The organism is Ensifer sp. CCNWLY38 (genome assembly GCF_037120565.1).
Lineage (GTDB): Bacteria > Pseudomonadota > Alphaproteobacteria > Rhizobiales > Rhizobiaceae > Ensifer > Ensifer adhaerens_H.
Genome location: NZ_JBBBBO010000011.1, coordinates 1 through 18750 on the forward strand (window position 1 = coordinate 1; position 18750 = coordinate 18750).

General features: G+C 62.1%; 18 protein-coding genes and 1 pseudogene. 5 read left to right on the forward strand and 14 right to left on the reverse strand.

Features of this window, described 5'->3' with window-relative positions; all coding sequences use genetic code 11:
* The 3 genes and pseudogenes from V7S54_RS22525 to V7S54_RS22535 all read left to right on the forward strand — a co-directional run.
* Positions 1-1881: pseudogene (locus V7S54_RS22525) on the forward strand (DUF5801 repeats-in-toxin domain-containing protein); the annotation flags it as partial.
* Between the two features lie 91 nt (positions 1882-1972).
* Positions 1973-3826: a type I secretion system permease/ATPase gene (locus tag V7S54_RS22530; RefSeq protein WP_336408790.1), complete on the forward strand. Its 1854-nt coding sequence runs from the start codon at positions 1973-1975 to the stop codon at positions 3824-3826.
* A complete protein-coding gene (locus tag V7S54_RS22535) occupies positions 3823-5154 on the forward strand; it encodes an HlyD family type I secretion periplasmic adaptor subunit (protein ID WP_176707637.1) in 1332 nt (443 codons plus the stop codon). The genes V7S54_RS22530 and V7S54_RS22535 overlap by 4 nt, the downstream gene beginning before the upstream one ends.
* A 538-nt stretch (positions 5155-5692) precedes the next feature.
* On the opposite strand, the gene V7S54_RS22540 is transcribed toward V7S54_RS22535, so the two are convergent.
* Complete coding sequence (locus tag V7S54_RS22540) at positions 5693-5854, reverse strand: hypothetical protein (protein ID WP_176707638.1); 162 nt, start codon at positions 5852-5854, stop codon at positions 5693-5695.
* Between the two features lie 61 nt (positions 5855-5915).
* Between V7S54_RS22540 and V7S54_RS22545 the strand changes: the two genes are divergently transcribed.
* Positions 5916-6173 (forward strand): hypothetical protein, encoded by a 258-nt coding sequence (locus V7S54_RS22545; protein WP_058324660.1) that lies wholly within the window; start codon positions 5916-5918, stop codon positions 6171-6173.
* 56 nt (positions 6174-6229) lie between these two features.
* Here V7S54_RS22545 and gndA read toward each other — a convergent pair whose 3' ends face one another.
* From gndA to V7S54_RS22600, 11 genes are all read right to left on the reverse strand, one after another.
* Positions 6230-7654, reverse strand: coding sequence for an NADP-dependent phosphogluconate dehydrogenase (gndA, locus tag V7S54_RS22550; protein WP_336408791.1), 1425 nt, complete (start codon positions 7652-7654; stop codon positions 6230-6232).
* 26 nt (positions 7655-7680) lie between these two features.
* Complete coding sequence (locus V7S54_RS22555; RefSeq protein WP_336408792.1) at positions 7681-8712, reverse strand: L-idonate 5-dehydrogenase; 1032 nt, start codon at positions 8710-8712, stop codon at positions 7681-7683.
* A 9-nt stretch (positions 8713-8721) separates the two neighbouring features.
* Complete coding sequence (locus V7S54_RS22560; RefSeq protein WP_336408793.1) at positions 8722-9669, reverse strand: 2-hydroxyacid dehydrogenase; 948 nt, start codon at positions 9667-9669, stop codon at positions 8722-8724.
* The gene (locus V7S54_RS22565; protein ID WP_442892597.1) at positions 9669-10244 is read right to left on the reverse strand and encodes a gluconokinase; all 576 of its coding nucleotides are present in this window, start codon (positions 10242-10244) and stop codon (positions 9669-9671) included. The genes V7S54_RS22560 and V7S54_RS22565 overlap by 1 nt, the downstream gene beginning before the upstream one ends.
* On the reverse strand, positions 10213-10980 hold the full coding sequence (locus tag V7S54_RS22570; RefSeq protein WP_336408794.1) for an SDR family oxidoreductase: 768 nt from the start codon (positions 10978-10980) through the stop codon (positions 10213-10215). The genes V7S54_RS22565 and V7S54_RS22570 overlap by 32 nt, the downstream gene beginning before the upstream one ends.
* Positions 10981-11025: 45 nt before the next feature.
* Entirely contained in the window at positions 11026-11700 is a 675-nt protein-coding gene (locus V7S54_RS22575) for a 4-carboxy-4-hydroxy-2-oxoadipate aldolase/oxaloacetate decarboxylase (protein WP_065376073.1), read from the reverse strand.
* 99 nt (positions 11701-11799) lie between these two features.
* Positions 11800-12636, reverse strand: a complete 837-nt coding sequence (locus tag V7S54_RS22580) for an ABC transporter substrate-binding protein (protein WP_336408795.1) — start codon at positions 12634-12636, stop codon at positions 11800-11802.
* A gap of 33 nt (positions 12637-12669) precedes the next feature.
* Positions 12670-13437 carry an amino acid ABC transporter ATP-binding protein gene (locus V7S54_RS22585; RefSeq protein WP_336408796.1) on the reverse strand — a complete coding sequence of 256 codons (768 nt, stop codon included), beginning with the start codon at positions 13435-13437 and terminating at the stop codon, positions 12670-12672.
* Positions 13434-14198 carry an amino acid ABC transporter permease gene (locus V7S54_RS22590; protein WP_336408797.1) on the reverse strand — a complete coding sequence of 255 codons (765 nt, stop codon included), beginning with the start codon at positions 14196-14198 and terminating at the stop codon, positions 13434-13436. The genes V7S54_RS22585 and V7S54_RS22590 overlap by 4 nt, the downstream gene beginning before the upstream one ends.
* A complete protein-coding gene (locus tag V7S54_RS22595; protein ID WP_336408798.1) occupies positions 14195-14902 on the reverse strand; it encodes an amino acid ABC transporter permease in 708 nt (235 codons plus the stop codon). Before V7S54_RS22595 ends, V7S54_RS22590 begins: the two co-directional genes overlap by 4 nt.
* On the reverse strand, positions 14899-15657 hold the full coding sequence (locus tag V7S54_RS22600; protein ID WP_058322056.1) for an SDR family oxidoreductase: 759 nt from the start codon (positions 15655-15657) through the stop codon (positions 14899-14901). Before V7S54_RS22600 ends, V7S54_RS22595 begins: the two co-directional genes overlap by 4 nt.
* A gap of 148 nt (positions 15658-15805) precedes the next feature.
* Here V7S54_RS22600 and nac point away from each other — a divergent pair, with 148 nt between their 5' ends.
* A complete protein-coding gene (nac, locus tag V7S54_RS22605; protein WP_065376067.1) occupies positions 15806-16711 on the forward strand; it encodes a nitrogen assimilation transcriptional regulator NAC in 906 nt (301 codons plus the stop codon).
* A gap of 11 nt (positions 16712-16722) precedes the next feature.
* On the opposite strand, the gene V7S54_RS22610 is transcribed toward nac, so the two are convergent.
* Both V7S54_RS22610 and V7S54_RS22615 read right to left on the reverse strand, forming a co-directional pair.
* Positions 16723-17925 (reverse strand): pyridoxal phosphate-dependent aminotransferase, encoded by a 1203-nt coding sequence (locus V7S54_RS22610; protein ID WP_336408799.1) that lies wholly within the window; start codon positions 17923-17925, stop codon positions 16723-16725.
* Between the two features lie 49 nt (positions 17926-17974).
* The gene (locus tag V7S54_RS22615) at positions 17975-18742 is read right to left on the reverse strand and encodes a LamB/YcsF family protein (RefSeq protein WP_336408800.1); all 768 of its coding nucleotides are present in this window, start codon (positions 18740-18742) and stop codon (positions 17975-17977) included.
* Between the last annotated feature and the right edge of the window lie 8 nt (positions 18743-18750).

Here is an 18750-nt window from a genome sequence, read left to right on the forward strand (position 1 = left end):
CTGTCGCTGACCTTCAACGACACCGATCCGACGCTTGAGATCACGGCCGCACCGGTGGTTGGTGCCGCCGTGGTGGTTGAGGCGAGCGGGGCTGGCGGGCAGGACGAGGTGACGATCACACCCCCGACCTTCGACGCCAGTGCGGTCGACGGCAAAACGACGAATGTGAGCTACGCGCTCTCCCTGGCGGGCGCACCGGCGACCGGGCTGCTGACGACGCAAGGCAACTTTGCGATCACGCTGGTGGCCGTCTCGGCCACCCTGATCTCGGGCCAGTACGACAGCGACGGCGACGACGTGCTCGATGCGACGGCGTTCGAGGTGACGCTGTCTGGCACGACGGTGACGCTGTCCTCGATGGTTGCCCTTGAGCACGATAACTCGCAAGGCGCGACCGAGGACAACACCCTCGACCTCAACGGCCTGATCAACGTCGTGGCAACGGTGACGGTGACGGACGGCGACGAAGACGTCGTGTCTGAGGAAAGCACCAGCTTGGGTCTGTCGCTGACCTTCAACGACACCGATCCGACGATCACGGCACCGTTCGACGCTGATCCCGTTGCTCCTGGCATCCAAACACCGGAGCACCTCGCCAACACGCTCAACGCGACGGCCAGCGGCACCTTTGGCTACGACATGACCGACAAGCACACGGCCGCGGAGTATGCGGCGGGTGCCAGCGACTTTGTCGATACCGACGCTGTTACGTTGGGCATTCAGATCGGGCTCACCGGCACGGTCGATAACGCGCAGAACCCGGCCATCACCCAAGCGGTCGCAACCCGCACGGCTGAGACCGAAACATCTGCAACATTCAACTTCTCGTTCCACTACGACAAGGATCCGATCACGGCTGGCGTGCAGGACGCAACGGCGGGCGGCACACTTGTCTTCAACAAGGAGGACGACACCTACACCTTCACCTTGTCGGACGTGATCGAAGGCTTCAGCTTCGACGTGCTGCACACCAGTGAGTTGGTGGCCAAGGCCCCCACCGGCAACACCGGCCATCCGCTGATTGTAGCGGAGCAGCTCACGCAGGACGACGATCCAAACCCGTTCTTTGTTCAGTTCACCGCGAACACGACCACCCGGCAGATCGGGTTCGGGTTCAACTCAACCGGCGATGGAGCGCCGGCTGGACCGCCTACCGATACCTCATTCACGCAGGGTGCCCATGACATGGTCACCAACGTCAATGAAGACTGGGTTAGTGCAACCCAAGCGACAAACGGGGTCGCCGGCGACACGATCCAGAAGGGTGAACTTCTGACCTTGCGGTTCTTCCAAGAGGACATTCTGCCGGATGTAAACCCGGGCGCGCCCGGTGGTGGCACTGAGAAGGTTGACCCAACCGCGAAAGCCAGTGGCATTGTCATCAAGTTCGATGGCATCGGCAACAGTGAAGACCTCGTCCTGATCCTCGACCTGAAGGACGCCAACGGGAACTCGATCACGCGGGCGGTTAACGTGCAGAACTCGGACCTGATCAAGGGGAACGCCAATGTCCCACCCCCGTACAACACCGAGTTCACGCTCGATAACAACGATGCCTTGCTCATCATCGAGCAGAACGACTACACGGTCGCTGGCGAAACCTACCAGATCCAGGGCATCCAGATCATGCAGAGCGCCAATGGGTTGACGGGTAACGGCATCAACCTGAACGGGGCGACCGGGGCGGCCAATGGCAGCAATGCCACCAGCAACCTGACTGCTTTCGACACGACCGACAACGATGTGCTGAAGATCGTGGACATCGGGTTTGTCCAAAACACGTCGGGAACGATCTCGGCCGACCTCGACTTCGCCTTCCAGGTCGCAGACGCGGACGAGGACCAGACAGACACGCAGCACATCCTAGTTGACGTCGCCTGACACTTCTGCACGGGGGCAGCCAAGCCTGCCCCCGTAATCTGCCGGGGTGTCCCGCTAAGCGTTCTTCTGGTTCCGCGTAGAGTTGTAAAAGATGAAAACAGGCCAACAGCCCCCTGCCCTGCAGGTTGTAGTGAAAGAAGCCAGACGCGCCATCAGGCCGCTTATCTGGTTCAGTGCCGGCATTAATGTGCTGATGCTGACGGGAGCGCTCTACATGCTCCAGGTATATCATCGGGTGTTGTCCAGCCATAGCCTGGAGACGCTGGTGATGCTGTCGCTGATGGCGGCAGGGGCGCTCGCCGCAATGGCGGGGCTCGAGGTGGTGCGCGGGCGTCTTCTGGCCAAAGTCGGGTCATGGATGAACGCGCGGTTGGCGCCGGTTCTCCTGACAGCATCGGTAGAGTATGCCGCCTCGGCACCCGGTCAGGTCAATGTCCGTCCGCTGCGTGACCTGGATCAAGTCCGGAATTTCTTCACGAGCCCGAGCATCTTCCCGATCCTTGATGCGCCATGGTCGCCGCTGTTTTTCGCAGCCATATTCCTCATGCACCCCTGGCTGGGTTGGTTGGCGCTGGGCGGCGGGATCGTCCTGTTTGGGTTGGCATTGCTCAACGAATATCTCACACGAAAGCCGTTGACCGACGCTGCAACTGCACAGACGCAAGCCTATGGGCAGGCCGAAGCGGCTATCCGCAACGCGGAGGTCGTGCAGGCGATGGGCATGCTGAAGCCGCTTATGGAGGCCTGGAAGACGCAGCAGGACAAGGCAAACAAAGGACAAGTTCTTGCTGCCAACCGGGGCGGCGTCATCTCGGCCCTTGCGCGGTGTCACCGGTTGGCCCTGCAAATGGCAATCCTCGGCCTTGGGGCCTATCTCGTGCTTCGGAACGAGGCATCACCCGGTATCATGATCTCCGCCTCGATCCTGATGAGTCGCGCGTTGTCTCCGGTCGAGCAGGCGATCGGCACATGGAAGGCGACAGTGGGAGCACGGGCCGCTTACCGTCGTCTTGCCGCAGTCGCCGGACAGCACCCGGAAGGCACACCGGTTCTGCCGCTACCGCGGCCGAAAGGCAGGTTTGAAGTCGATAGCCTTGTGCTTGCCCGACAGGGCGGCGAGCATATCCTCAAAGGGATCAGCTTCCAGCTCAAGCCGGGCGAGGTAATGGCGTTGATCGGCCCGAGCGCGGCCGGCAAGACAAGCCTGGCGCGCGTACTGGCCGGCGCCTGGCGCCCATCCGGAGGACGCGCGTTGCTTGATGGCATGGACGTCGCCCAATGGGCGGCAGAGGACCGTGGCCGCTATGTCGGTTACTTGCCGCAGGACATAGAACTTTTCGCAGGCACGGTCTCCGAAAACATCTGCCGCTTCGCGCAGCTGGACGCGTCGACCTTCAAACATGTGGTCAGGGCCGCGGAGCTGGCCGGAGTTCACGAACTGATCAAGCGACTGCCGAAGGGCTACGCCACCGAAATCGGCGAGTCTGGCGCAGCATTGTCCGGTGGGCAGCGTCAACGCATCGGGTTGGCGAGGGCGCTCTACGGCGACCCGGCACTCCTTATTTTGGACGAGCCAAATTCCAATCTCGACCGCGAAGGTGAGGGCGCGTTGATCGCAGCCCTCAGCGCGATCAAGGCCGCAGGCACGACGATTATCCTGATCGCGCACCGACCGAACATCATGGAGAAAGTTGACAAGATACTGGTTCTCAACCGAGGCCAACAAGATCTCTTCGGTCCGCGTGACCATGTCTTCAACGAACTTGCCAAGCGCAACGGCGCGGTAACCCAAATCACAGCCATAGCCGCGAACCAAGGCGTCGGCGCTGGTCCGGCCCGTCGATTCACAGTCCGAAATTCGTCACCTATGTCAGAAATTGTTGCCGGAAGCATTTCAGGAGGAGATGCAGACGCGGCACAACCACCGGAATGGAAAAAGATATGACCGTTGTGCCGCTACCCGCGCCACCATCCCCGATGCCGAAGCCGATACCCTTGCGTATCGCGGGCGTGACGTGGGCCGGATTCGCGATCATGTTCCTCTTCTTCGGCATGGCCGGGGGGTGGGCGGCACTGGCGCCGTTGGACAGCGCCGCAGTGGCACCGGGCGTTGTCAAGGTCGCCGGCGACCGCAAGCTCATCCAGCACCTCGAGGGCGGCATCATCTCGGAGTTGAACGCCGCCAACGGTGACATCGTCAAGGCCGGCAAGGTTCTGATCCGGCTCGACGACACGCAGGCCAAGGCACAACTGGACCTGGTTCAGAACCGAATCGCAACGCGCGAGGCGCTGGCCGCGCGGCTCAGGGCGGAGCGTGACGACAAGGCCGAGATCGACTTTGATCCGGCGCTGCTCGCAAACCGTGCGACCTCTGCCAAGGACGCGGTAGCCACGCAGCGCGACGTGTTTGCGGCAAAGCGCCACAACTTGAATGACGAGCGGACCATTCTCGGACAACGCCGCCACCAGGCCGAGGAGGAGATAACGGGACTGGAGAGACTCGTTGCGACCGAGGACAAGCAGATCGAGGCTCTCGAAGGGGAGACCAAGGATCTTGAAGCTCTGCTCAAAAAGGCACTCACCACCCGCGCACGGAACCTGCTGCTTAGACAACAACAGCGCGAGATCGAGGGGGAGCGCGCTACCAATATCGCGGCGATCGCTCGTGCCAGAAGCGCCATGGCCGAAATTGACGCGCAGATTCTGAACCTTAACACCGTGCGGCTGAAAGATGCTGTCGAGGAATTGAGCAAGGTCGAGGCGGAATTGTTTGACCTCAAACAACAGGAGCGTTCCGCCAACGACGTGCTTGCCCGCACCGACATCGTCGCACCGGTTGACGGCATCATCATGGACCTGAAGGTCCACACGGACGGCGGTGTCGTGAAGCCCGGTGAAACGCTAATGACCTTGGTCCCGCTCGGACAACAACTCGTGGTCGAGGCTATGGTGAAGCCGGAGGATGTCGAGACAATCGCCCCCGGACAGCCGGCGCGTGTCAGCTTTCCAGCCTTCGCACGCTACAACCTGCCGCCACTCGACGGCGTCGTGGAGATCGTATCGGCGGACCGCATGGTAGAGGAACGCAGCGGGATGCCATACTTCACCGCAACCGTGTTGATTGACAGACACGAGCTCGCCAAGCTCGAGGGTCGTAAACTGTTGCCCGGCATGTCGAGCGAAGCCATGATCCGAACGGGCGCCCGCACCGTGCTTGCCTACCTTGCAGAACCAATCACGCAGAACTTCCGCCGGGCGCTACGGGAAAAATAGGGAGCCAGCCCGGTTGCGGAGGGAGCAGCTTCCCGCCGGCAAGCTTGTCGAGCTCTTGCTCATCGACCACGATGATTGCGGAGGCAGCGCCGGTTCTGTCGTCGATGAGGCGCTCGGCGGATACGAATTCAAGTGCAAATTTCTCCGTTCGCAAACTTCTTTCGCGCGCTCTGTCTCATCATGGTCTGGGTGTTCCCGCTTACGTTTTTTGCAGCATGTTCCCACGTCGCTACGCAGAAACCGGATGGTCGACCGAGCGGGCTCCAAGGTCTGCCAACGGAGCCCAACTGATTGGCCCAGCGGTCGATTTTCGGGAGCCATTTCGTTGAGATCTTGTCAGACTTAGGTCTGATGCGCTCTGGCAAAGGTCGGAGCGGCGTTGCTCATTCCGAATCCGCTCGCCATTCTGTTTGAGCGCCAAGAGCCAAGGACTGCCCTCCGTCATTGGCGCTAGTGATCCCAGAGCGCTCGCCCCAGTCCCACCCGACTAAGCGCTCTGGGATCCACCCACTCCTCGTTCCGACACAAGCGCGTTTGGTCATTCGGCCGAGACGCGGCTGTCTAGCGACTGGTGTTTGTTCTTGACCTCGTCAACATCACTCCTGACGCTACTGATCTCACTGGTCGGATTGAGGATTTCCATCTCGCGGTCCTGGCGCGCGATCAATTGCCGCTGCAGAGACTGCACGGTCATATTCATGTTGCTACCTATCGGATTGTGGAGGACACTGGCCTTCAGGCGTTACCTAAAGGCTGAAACGATGGATTTCGAGAAGATCGGACGGGCACGCCTGATGATGCGGCTGCCGAGGCATCGGCAACAGCTTGCGGAGCTAAGGTTCCTGTCGCTGAGTACCCTTTTAGAGGCCTATGGCATCGCGGTGATCACCCGGGATGAACTCCGAGAGCACGCGATTTCAGGCGAACCACTGACCGCCCGGTACGAGAACGACTGTCAGGCGATCGAAGACAAAGTCGTGAGTTTGCTCACCAATGTCAGTCCTCGCTTTGTCAATTGAGCGCCCGCCTCTGAGCTCCTGAAAGGATTCGAACCGTTGCAATTTATGGGTGCCAGCTAGAAGCCACTGCCCCACGGGCCGTGGTGGCTGTCGGCGCCGTCAATGCGGTCGAAGCCGTGGGCGCCGAAGAAGTCGCGCTGCGCCTGGATGACGTTGGCCGTGCCGCGGCCGCGGCGGTAGCTGTCGAAATAGCCGAGCGCTGAGGCAAGGGCCGGCACCGGCAGGCCGCCGAGAACGGCAGCCGAGACGACGCGGCGCAGCGCTGCGTCGGTTTCCTTGACCATGGCGGCAAAGGCCGGCGTGACGATCAGGTTGGCGGCATCCGGCGCCTTGGTGAAGGCGGTGGTGATTTCGTCGAGGAACTGCGAGCGGATGATGCAGCCGGCACGCCAGATCTTGGCGATGGTCGGCATCGGCAGGTTCCAGTTGAACTCCTTCGATGCCGCCGACATCACCGCAAAGCCTTGCGCATAGGCGCCGATCTTGGCGGCCAGCAGCGCGCTTTCGAGATCCCTAATGAAGGCCGCCCTGTCGGCCACCTGGAAGGCGCCGACCTCAGGAAGCCCGAGGATCTTTTCGGCCGCCTCACGCTCGTCCTTCATCGAGGAGATGCTGCGCGCGGCAACCGCCGCCTCGATGCCGGTTGCCGGCACGCCCATGTTCTGCGCCTCGATCACCGACCATTTGCCGGTGCCCTTCTGGCCGGCCTTGTCGAGGATCAAATCGACGATCGGCTTGCCGGTCAGGGGATCAGCGGCCTTCAGCACCTTCTCGGTGATCTCGATCAGGTAGGAGTTGAGCCGCCCCTTGTTCCAGGTGCCGAAGACATCGCCGATCTCGGTCGCCGACATCTTCAGGCCGTCGCGCAGGATGCCGTAGATTTCGGCGATCATCTGCATGTCGGCATATTCGATGCCGTTGTGGATGGTCTTGACGAAGTGGCCGGCGCCGTTTTCGCCGAGCCAGGCAACGCAGGGGTCGTTGTCATACTTGGCGGCGATCGAGGTCAAAACGTTCTCGACGCGCTTCCAGGACTCCTCCATGCCGCCGACCATGATCGACGGACCGTGGCGCGCGCCTTCTTCACCGCCGGAAACCCCCATGCCGATGAAGGTCAGACCACTGTCCTTCAGCGCCTCGAAGCGGCGCATCGTGTCGCGGAAGTTGGCGTTGCCGGCGTCGATCATGATGTCGCCGTTGGCAAGATAGGGCTTGAGGATCTCCATCTGCTGGTCGACCGGCTCGCCGGCCTTGATCATGATGATGATCGGGCGCGGCGGGCGAATGGCGGCGACAAATTCCTCAATGGTGTCGCAGGGCACGATCTGGCCCTTGAGTTCGCCGGCTTCCGCGTAGAACTTGTGCGTCGCCTCGACGGTGCGGTTGAACACCGCGATCTTGTCGCCCTTTTCAGCGATGTTGAGCGCCAGGTTCGAGCCCATGACGCCGAGACCGATTAGGCCGATTTCCGCCTGTGACATTGCTATTCTCCAAACCTGTCGCCACTTCAGAAGCTCAACTGCACCTTCATCGAACGGCTACGATCGCCGGCGGTTTCGAAGGCGCGCACCGCATCTTCCAGGGGGAAGATGCCAGTCAAGAGTGGGGTCAGGTCCACCCGGCCGGCGTTGATGAGATCTACGGCCAGCCCGAACTCTTCGTGGAACCGGAACGTACCGCGCATCTCGATCTCTTTTGCCACCACAAGGTTTTGCGGGATGGCGACGTCGCCGCCAAGCCCGAGCTGGACGAGCACCGACCGCGGCTTGAGGACGTCGAGACCGGAGCGCACCGCCTGCGCATTGCCCGAGGCCTCGAATTGGACGTCGAAGGTGCCCTTATTGGCGGCATAGGCGGCAAGCTGATCGGGATTGTTGGCAACGTTGATCACCCGGTCGGCGCCGATCGACAGCGCCTTGTCGAGCACACCGTCCATTACGTCGGTCGCGACGATCTCACGCGCGCCGTGAGCGCGCGCGGCGATGATCGCCAGCGCCCCGATCGGGCCGCAGCCGGTGACGAGAACGCGTTTGCCGAGCAGCGATCCCGCCCGCGCCACCGCATGCAGCGTCACGGCAAAGGGTTCAGCCATGGCCGCCTCGTTGCTTGAGACACCATCAGCGATTTTGTGGCACTGCCAGGCCTCGGCGACCAGGCGCTGTCGGAACGCACCCTGGATATGCGGCATCGGCATGGCGCTGCCGTAGAAGCGCATGTTCAGGCAATGGTTCTGCTGGCCGCGCTGGCAATAGTCGCACGTTCCGCAGGGGCGGCTCGGCGACACCGCCACCCGGTTTCCGACGGCCAACGTCGAGACATCGTCACCGAGCGCCTTGACCGTGCCGGCAACCTCATGGCCGAGGATCATCGGTTCGCGCAGCCGCACCGCGCCGAAGCCGCCATGGTTGTAATAGTGGAGGTCCGACCCGCAGATACCGCCGGCTTCGATCTGGATCTCGACCTGACCCGTTCCCGGCGCCTGCGTCTCCCGATCCTCGATCCGCAAATCCTTGGCGGCGTGAATGACAACGGCTTTCATTTCAGGACCTCAAACGACAGGGGTGGGCAGAGGCTCGCCGGCAAAATGCGCAGCGAGATTGTCGCGCACCAGCTTGCCCATCGCCTTGCGGGTCTCGATGGTGCCGGAGGCGTGGTGCGGCTGCAGCAGGACATTGTCGAGCTTCAGGAAGCGGGCATTGAGCATCGGCTCACCCTCAAAAACATCGAGCGCCGCCGAACCGAGCGCACCGCTTTCGAGCGCATCGAGCAGCGCATCCTCGTCGATGTTGGAGGCCCGCGAGATGTTGATCAGCATGCCCTCCGGACCGAGCGCTTCGATGACCTTCTTCGAGACGATGTGCCGCGTCGCAGCCGAGGCCGCGAGCGTCACGAACAGCACATCCGACCGTTCTGCCAGAGCAACCGGATCGGCGACGAAGGTCATGCCGTCCGCATAGGTTTTTTCGGAGACGTCGCTATAAGCGATGTCCATATCGAAGCCCTTGAGGCGCTTGGCCACCTCAAAGCCGATGCGGCCAAGGCCGAGCACACCGGCGCGTTGCCCCCAGACCCGCCGTTTCAGCGGGTAGAGACCCTTGACTGCCCAGCTTCCGTCCTTCACCCAGCTTTCCGCGCCGATCATGCCGCGCGACTGGCAAAGCATCATGGCGACGCCGAGATCGGCAACGTCGTTGGTCAGCACATCAGGGGTGTTGGTAACGCGAATGCCCCGCTCCCGGCAGGCCGCGAGATCGACGGCATCATAGCCGACACCATAGACGGAGACGATCTTGACCTGCGGCAGCCTGCCGATCAGATCCGCCGATGCGCCGAGTTCGCCTCGGGTGGCAATCGCCTGGATCTTCGGCCCATGCGCTGCAAGGAAGGCGTCCCGATCCTCGGCCTCGTAGATCTTGTGGACCGCGTAGCGGGCTTCGAGTTCCATCAGGTCCCAATCCGGATAGGGACCCATCAGCAGGATGTCCGGTTTCGTCATCAGTTTCCTCCCGTGGTTTGTTCACTGGCCGCGCGATCGGCGCGGATCGCCAGCGTGTTCATCGCCAGCGCAACGATGCGCTCCAGCGACTGATCGATTTCAATGGTAACGACGTCCGCCTCCCCCGATGGCAGTTCGAGGGTGGCAAGTTGACTGTCGAGCAGCGACAGCGGCATGTAGTGGCCCTTTCGCTCTCCCAGACGCGCGGCGAGCAGCGCCCGCGTTCCCTGCAGGAAGACGAACGTGATCGGCTGCCAGGCGACTTCCCTTAGGCGTTCGCGATAGGCTCGCTTCAACGCCGAGCACGACACGACGGTCGCGGCCGGACTGGCCAGACGGGTGCCGATCTCGTCGAGCCAGGGCCAGCGGTCAGAATCGGTCAGCGGGGTGCCGCTGCGCATCTTCTCGATATTGGCCGCCGAATGCAGGCTGTCGCCCTCGATGAAGCGCGCGCCGAGATAGCTGGCGAGCCGTTCGCCGACGGCGGACTTGCCGCAGCCGGATACGCCCATGACGACGACCGGGCCGACGCCGGGGCCGACCTCAGAGACTGGTAGTGATGCCGCCATCGACATAGAGCGTGTGTCCGTTGACAAAAGAGGAAGCGTTGCTCGCCAGGAAGACCGCCGCACCCACCAGTTCTTCGACGTCGCCCCAGCGGGCCGCCGGCGTGCGCTTTTCCAGCCAGGAGGAGAACTCGGCGCTGTCGACCAGCGCCTGGTTCAGCGGTGTCTTGAAGTAGCCGGGCGCAATCGCATTCACCTGCAATCCATACTTCGCCCAGTCGGTGCACATGCCGCGCGTCAGGTTCCTGACCGCGCCCTTCGTCGCCGTGTAGGGCGCGATCGATGGGCGCGCGAGTTCGCTCTGCACCGAGGCGATGTTGATGATCTTGCCGGCGCCGCGACCGATCATGTGCCGGGCGACCGCCTGGCCGACATAGAAGACGCTGGAGACATTCGTCTTCAGCAATTGCTCCCAGCGCTCGGCGGGAAAGTCTTCAAGCGGCGCGCGGAACTGCATGCCGGCATTGTTGACGAGGATGTCGATGGCGCCGATATCCTGCTCGATCTGATCCACGCCGCGCTTTACCGCGTCCGCGTCCGTGACGTCGAAGGCCGCGACATCGACAGTGTCGCCGGCATCCTTCAATGCGGCAGCGGCCGCCTCCAGCTTCGAACGGTCGCGACCGTTGAGCACAAGTGCCGCGCCGTGCGCGGCGAGACCACGCGCCAACGCCAAGCCTATCCCTTGCGACGAGCCCGTCACCAAGGCGCGCCGCCCGTTGAGGTCGAAAAGTGGAAATGACAAACCTATTCTCCTTAACCGCCGGGCGCTTGCACGAGGAGCCCTTGGTCAGCCTTCGACCACGAGCCCTTTTGCCTTCAGCACCGGCTCGAGCTTGCTGACTTCGATGACCGATTTTCCTGCCTTGTATGCGGCAATGTACTCGGCTTCGGCATCTTCGCGCGCCTGCGACAGCTTCGCGACCTCAAATGCTTCTTCCCGCCGCACCACGACAAGGCCGTCCGCGTCGCCGACGATGATGTCGCCGGGACGGACAACCTCTCCACCGATGATGATCGGGTCGTTGGTCGAGGTCAGGGTTTCCTTGACCGTGCCCTTGATGCAGACGCTGAGCGAAAACACCGGGAAACCGAGTTCGCGCAGTTGCAGCGTGTCGCGCACGCCGCTGTCGGTCACAAGACCGCCAATTCCCTTGGCAAGGCAGGCGTTGGCTAGCACGTCGCCGAACGATCCGGCCTCTTCGTATTCGCCCGCCGAAACGACGATGATGTCGCCCGGCTGAGCGTAGTTGATTGCAAGCTGCAGCATGATGTTGTCGCGGGGTGCGCAGCGGACCGTAAAGGCCGGACCGCAGAGCTTCATGCGATAGTCGACGGGCTTGATGCGGGAGGACAATGCCCCCCGGCGTCCCTGCGCCTCATGGATCGTTGCCGGCGAGAATTTGGCCACCGCTTCCACTTCGGCGGCACTCGGGCGAACGGGCATTTTCTTGATATGCGTCATGATTTTTCCCATGGGTGGTCGCGGCGGGCGCGACGCCCGCCGTTTGCGTTGTTCAAGACATTTGGAAAAACGGGGTCGCTTACGCGTGACCCGGCCCCATCAGGGGATCGGGTCGAACTTCAGTTCTGAGAGCGGCGCAACCTTGTCGGTGCGAGCCATCTTGTATTCGGTGTTCGGGCCAAGCCATTTGTCCCAGATCTGGTTGATCTCGCCGCTATCATCGAGCTTGTGCAGCACTTCGTTGATCTTGGCCGTCAGTGCCGGCTGATCCTTCGCCATACCGACGCCGATCGGCTGGAACAGCATCGGCTCCGGGATCATGCGCATTTCCTTGCCGCGGGTCTTCGATTCGTTGACCAGCTTGGTGGTTGTCATCGTGTTGGCGACCATGCCGCGGGCTTTGCCTTGCTGCACGGCCAGGTAGGCCGATGCGGTGTCCTGGAAGGTGAGCGGCTCGGACTTGTTGAGCTTGATCGACATTTCGGAGGTGGAGCCCTTGGTAGAAGCAAGGCGCTGGCCGGCATAATCGGTCTTTGCCTTGCCTGCATCGTCCGCCGGCACGATCAGCATTTCCTTGGCCAGATAGTAGGGGTCGCTGAACTGGATCTGTTCGGCACGGCTCTGGGTGTAGGCAAGGTTGGCGACGGTGATGTCGACGCGACCGAGTTTGACCTCCGGCACGCGGGCTTCAACCGAAACTGGCTTGACCTCGGCCTTCACGCCAAGTTCGCGGGCGATTGCGCCGCAGAGATCGACGTCGAAGCCGACCATTTCACGCGTCTTGGCGTCTGGAGCGGCGAAGGGCGGCACGTCCGCGAAAGTCGCGCACCGCAGTGTCTTGTTCGCGAGGATGTCTTCGAGCTGATCGGCCTTCGCCGGTCCCGCGAGCGCTGCCGCCGCGACGGTCATTCCAAGAATAAGATGGCTGAATTTCATTGCTGTTCTCCTTCGTTGTTGGTCTTGCTTGTTCTAGTGGCGCAGATCGGCGAGAAACCGCTGCGCACGCGGATGCCTGGGGTTCTTGAAGAATTCCTCAGGCGTCGCGGTCTCGATGATCTGACCTGCGTCGATGAACCAGATGCGGTCGGCGACATCACGGGCGAATCCCATTTCGTGCGTGACGCACATCATGGTCATGCCTTCGGCGGCGAGCGACTTCATGACGTTCAGCACTTCTCCGACCATTTCCGGGTCGAGCGCGCTGGTCGGCTCGTCGAACAGCATCACGGGCGGCTCCATGGCGAGGGCGCGAGCGATCGCAACGCGCTGCTGCTGCCCGCCGGACAACTGGCCCGGATAGGAGTTGGCCTTTTCGCGAAGGCCGACGCGGTCAAGCAGCTTCAACGCCTTCTCGTGGGCCTCTGCCGGGGCCACGCCCTTCACCCGGATCGGGGACATCGCGACATTGTCGACCGCGGAGAGGTGCGGGAAGAGGTTGAAGCTCTGGAAGACGAAACCGATGCGGCTACGCAGGCGGTTGAGGTCTCGACCGCTCATCGAAGCGTGAACGTCCTGCCCTTCGAAGAAGATCGAACCGCTGTTGATCTCCTCGAGCCGGTTCACCGTCCGGATCAAGGTCGACTTTCCCGAACCGGACGGGCCGCAGATGACAACCACCTCGCCCCGCGCCACTGTCGCGTCGATGCCTTTCAAGACGTCATAGTCGCCATAGCTCTTGCGGACATCGGCGAGCCGGATCGCCTGATCCTTTGCAATAGTGGAGGTTGACGCGGTCATGGCTGCTCCGTGGCGTTCGGTGTCAGAGAAATCGGCAACTGCCCGCGGCGTTTCGGGGCAACAAGGCCAGCGCGTCGGCGTGTAATGCGCCGCTCGACGACATTGGTGAGCCAGGTGAGCGACCAGCAGATCACGTAGTAGGTCAGCGCCAGGATGAGGAAGACCTGGAAGGGCTGCGTGAGGAGCTGGTTGTTGACCTGGCTGGCCGCGAAGGTGAGGTCCGGCACATTGATGACGTAGCCGAGCGTCGTGTCCTTGATGGTTGCGACGAAGGTCGACAGCATGCTCGGGATCATGTTGTAAAGCGCCTGAGGCAGGATCACGTAGCGCATCGCGCTGAAATAGCTGTGACCGAGCGCGCGAGCCGCATCCATCTGACCCTGCCCCAAGGCAACGATGCCTGCCCGGATGATCTCGCTCAGGAACGCGCCCTGGTAGACAACCAGGGTCGTCAGCATGGTGAGGAAGCTCGGCACATCGGCGCCCGTGAGTAGCGGCACGAGGAAGTAGCTCCAGAGCACCAGCATCAGCAGCGGCACGCCGCGCGTCACATAGACGAGCACGGTCACCGGCCAGCGCAGGACCCGGTACTTGGAAAGTCTGGCGAAAGCCAGGAGGATCGCGAACGGAAAGGCAATCGCGATGCTGAGCGCCGACAGGATCAGCGTATTGGCAAGGCCGCCGAGCGGTCCGTTCGGGTACTGCCCGATAAGGAGCAGCAACCAGTATTGGTCGACGATGGCGATCAGGTCATGGATCATCGTCTCGCTCCATTCGCCGGATCAGCTCGCCAGGTGAGGTAGGCACCAGCGCCCATGATTATCAAGGTGAAGAAGAGATAGAGGACCGTACCGACCAGATAGATTTCGAAGGTTCGGAAGGAGAGGTTCTCGATCTCCTTGACGGCATGGGTGAGCTCCGGCGCGCCGATCACGATGGCAAGGCTGCTGTTCTTGAAGAGCGAGACGCTGTGATTGACGAGCGCCGGCAAGGCATTGCGTACACCCTGCGGGATCAGCACGAAACGCATTGCAGAGAGATAACCGTGACCCAGGGCACGCGCCGCCTCCATCTGGCCGGGATTGACCGAGCGCAGGCCGGAGCGCAGGTCCTCGCTGAAGTAGGCCGCCTGGCAGAGACCGAGCCCGAGGACGGCGAAGATCATTTCCGCGGAATGCGCAGAAAGCCAGTCGGCAAGCCCGGTGGGCAGGATGGTGTAGATGCCGAAGTACCAGAGCATGAGCTGCACGAGCGTCGGCACGTTTCGGTGGTAGGAGACGTAAGCTGCGACCACCGCATTGCCGATGCGGCCGGGAGAAAAACGGACGGCGAGCAGGATGACCGCAAGCGTCATCGCCAGGGTCCACGAGCACACGGCGATGATGAAGGTCATCTCGATGCCATGCAGCAGCATGGCCACGTATTCCGGGTTCCCGAGGATCGCGGCGAGTTCGAAGCCCTTCACGACCGTGGTTCCTTCGTCTGCGGCTTGGCCGTCTGCAGGCCGCCCATCACCTGAAGCGTCGGGGTGATTTCCATGTGCCCGATGTTGACCGCGACGGGTGCGGCGATCGCAAAAGCGATCGCATCGGCGATGTCGCTCGCCTGCGGCAGTTCAAAACCGTCGATGAAGCGCTCGCGGATAGAAGGGTCGTTGCCGTGTACATGGTTGAAGATGTCGGTTGCGACCCGGCCCGGGCAGATCTCGGTTACACGCACGCGCTTGCCGAAGGTGTCGATGCGCAGCTGGTTGGACAGCATGCTGACGCCGGCCTTGGTCGCGTGATAGGTGGAGTTGCCATTGAAGTTGTAGTTGCCGGCAATCGAAGAGATGTTGATCACATGGCCGCGGTCGCGTTCAGCCATGCCAGGCACGATCAGCCGGCAGAGATGGAGGACGGCGCGCAGGTTGACATCGACGAGGAGATCGATGTCGCCATCCTCCGCTTCGAGAAATTTCTTCGGCCGGTCGACGCCGGCATTGTTCACAAGAATGTCGAACTCAACTTCACCGGCAAGCTTCGCCAGTGCGGCACGGTCGGTTACGTCGATTGCGTGAGAAATGCAGCCCGTGCGCTCGGCAAGTGCCTTCAGCGCATCGGCGCTGCGGGCGACCGCGTGCACTTCGAGGCCCTCGCGGCGGAGCCGCTCGACGACCGCAGCACCGATCCCGGAGGATGCGCCCGTCACGAGTGCGGTTCTGTAATCGGAAAAGGACATTTTGGTTCCCCTGTTGTTGAAAGAGAGAGTAGCGAAGCTTTCCGGCTCTGAATAAGACCGTTTGAATCTGGATGGATAAGGATGGCTTATGGACTTGCGGCGAGCCCGTTGCCCTGTAACATCTGGGGCGAACAGGCAGGCAGGGCATATGGATATCAGGCGTCTCAAATCCTTCATCGTCATCGTCGACACCGGCAGCATCACGCGGGCCGCCGATGTTCTCCACATCGCCCAACCGGCCCTCAGCCAGCAGCTTGCCGCGCTGGAAGATCATTTCCGCCAGAAGCTTCTGATCCGCAGCCAGCAGGGTGTCTCGATGACCGAGGCCGGCAGGGCCGTGTACCGTCACGCCCAAATCATCCTGCGGCAAATGGACCAGGCACAGGCAGACGTAAAGGTGGCAGGCGACACGCTTGTCGGGCGCGTCTCGGTTGGTCTCGTGCCCTTCTCAAGTGCTGCAACGCTCTCGGTCGACCTGTTGACAGAAACGCGCAAGCGCCATCCCGGCATCCTACTGCATCTGACCGAAAGCGTGGGTCAGACCTACAGCCAGATGATCATGAACGGCCGGCTGGAAATGGCGCTGATCCATGGCACCGGACCCATTAAGGGTGTTCGGTTCGAGCCTGTGTTCGTGGAAGAATTTCATCTCGTGGCGCATCGCGATTTCGGCATCGAGCCGGGTGACGCGCCGCTGCCCTTGAGCACGCTTAACGACGTTCCGCTGCTTCTTCCGCCGCCTTACAATTTCGTGCGCAGGGCGATCGACCTTGCCTTCACGCGCGCCCGCTTCTCGCTGAATGTCGTGGCCGAGGTCGAGATCGTCCGCACCCTTGCGCGCGCCGTCAGCGCCGGGGTCGGCGCGACCATCATGCCGCGCGCCATAGCTGAGCGGATCATTGCAGAGTCCCCTGAACCTCTCGTCTCGCGCATGGTCACGCCGAAGATCGAAGAGACCCTATCGCTCTGCGTTTCCGATCAAAGCGAACTGTCAGAGCCGGCACTGGCGGTGAGATCCATTCTCGTGGAACTCACCGCTCGTCTCAAGGTTTAACGGCTGAGCGCTTACCGCAATCCGGCGCAGAAATCAGCGATGCGGTCGCAGGCCTCACTCAGTTGCTCCATGCTGGTGGCATAGGAAATGCGGAGGAACGGGCTCATACCGTAGGCGGCCCCCTGCACGGTCGTCACGTGATGTTCGTCGAGCAGGGCCAACACGAAATCCGTGTCGTTCTCGATCCTGCGACCCTTCCTGCTGGTTCGGCCGATGAGCTCGGCAATGTTCGGGAAAACGTAGAAGGCGCCTTCCGGCTTGTGGCAGCGGATTCCTTCGATAGCACTCAGCCGCTCCACCACGAAGTCGCGTCGCTTCCTGTAGATAGTCGCCCGTTCCCTAAGAATGTCCTGCGGACCGTCCAGCACGGCGGCAACAGCGGCCTGGGTGATCGTCGACGTGCCCCCGCTGTTCTGGCCGTTGACGTTGCTGATCGCCTTGATCAGGTCTTTCGGACCGCCGCAGAAGCCGAGGCGCCAGCCGGTCATCGCATAGGCCTTCGATGCACCGTTGACCGTCAGTACGCGATCCCTCAGGCGCGGTTCGACCTCGGCGATCGTGCAGAATTCGAAGTCGTCGTAGATCAGGTGCTCGTACATGTCGTCGGTCATGATCCAGACATCCGGGTGCCTGAGCATCACCTCGGCAATCGCTTTCATCTCGGCGCGTGAGCAGGCAGCACCAGTCGGGTTGTTCGGGAAGTTCAGAAACAGCCATTTGGTGCGCGGCGTGATCGCGGCCTCGAGGTCTTCGGCCCGGAGCTTAAATCCGTTCTGTTGCGGGCAATCGACCGGGACGGGTACCGCGCCGGCGAATTTCACGATATCCGCATAGCTGATCCATGAGGGGGAAGGGATGACGACCTCGTCGCCGGGATTGCAGGTGGCAAGGACGGCGTTGAAGATGATCTGCTTGCCGCCGCCGGCCACAACGATCTCGGAGGGATCGTAGTCGAGGTTGTTGTCCCGCTTGAACTTGCGCGCAATGGCCTGCCGAAGTGCCGGCGTTCCGTCGAGCGGTGGATACTTCGTGTCGCCGGCAAGGGCTGCGGCATGGGCCGCCTCGACGGCGTTGGCGGGCGTCGGAAAATCCGGCTCGCCTGAGGAGAGGCTGATAACCTTGATGCCGTTTGCTGCAAGGTCGCGGGCGCGCTGGCTCATGGTAGCAGAAGCGGAAACGGAAACGTTCTTTAAGCGGTCGGCAATAGCGGGCATGATCGTTGCTTTCGATAGGGACGGATAAGGTTTTGCAGTGTGCGAGGGCTCAACCCAGAAGCTTGGAGACGGGCGTGACCACGCCCCCAGCCGCCTCGATTTCGCTGCGGACGGTACGGGCAAGTTCAAGCGAACCCGGCGTATCGCTGTGCACGAGGATGGAACGGGCCCGCATCGGGATGACGGTTCCGTCGATCGCGGTTACGGTCCCCTCGATCAGAAACTGCCGCACCCTTGCGCGCACCAGGGCCTGCTCCTTGACGAGGGCACCGGGCATGCCACGAGGCACGAGTTTGCCTTCGGCGTCATGGGCGCGGTCCGCCAGGAAGAGGGTCAGCGTCTTGAGCCCGGCATCGAGCGCCGCGCGTTCAATGACGCTGCCGGACGTACCGAAGACGATCAATTCGGGATCGACGGCACGGATCGCCGCCATCATCGCCGCCGCCAGGGTCGGGTCGCGATTGACCATGTTGCCCATGGCAGCGTGGAAACTGACATGTGAAACGCGTACATCTTCCGCGCGGGCGATCGCAATCAGCGCGCCCAGTTGGTAGAGCATCTGCTGGCGCAGTTCGTCGGGTCCGAAGGGCAGTTCGCGACGGCCGAAACCTTGCCGGTCCGGCAAACCCGGATGCGCACCGACGTCAACTCCCCTCGCCCGTGCGAGACGCACCATCCGGGCCATCGTCTCCGGGTCGCCGGCATGAAAGCCGCAGGCGACGTTGGCAGAGGTCACGACATCCATCATCGCCTCATCATCGCAAAGCGAATAGGGTCCGAAACCCTCACCCATGTCGGAATTGAGGTCCACCTTCATCAATGTCT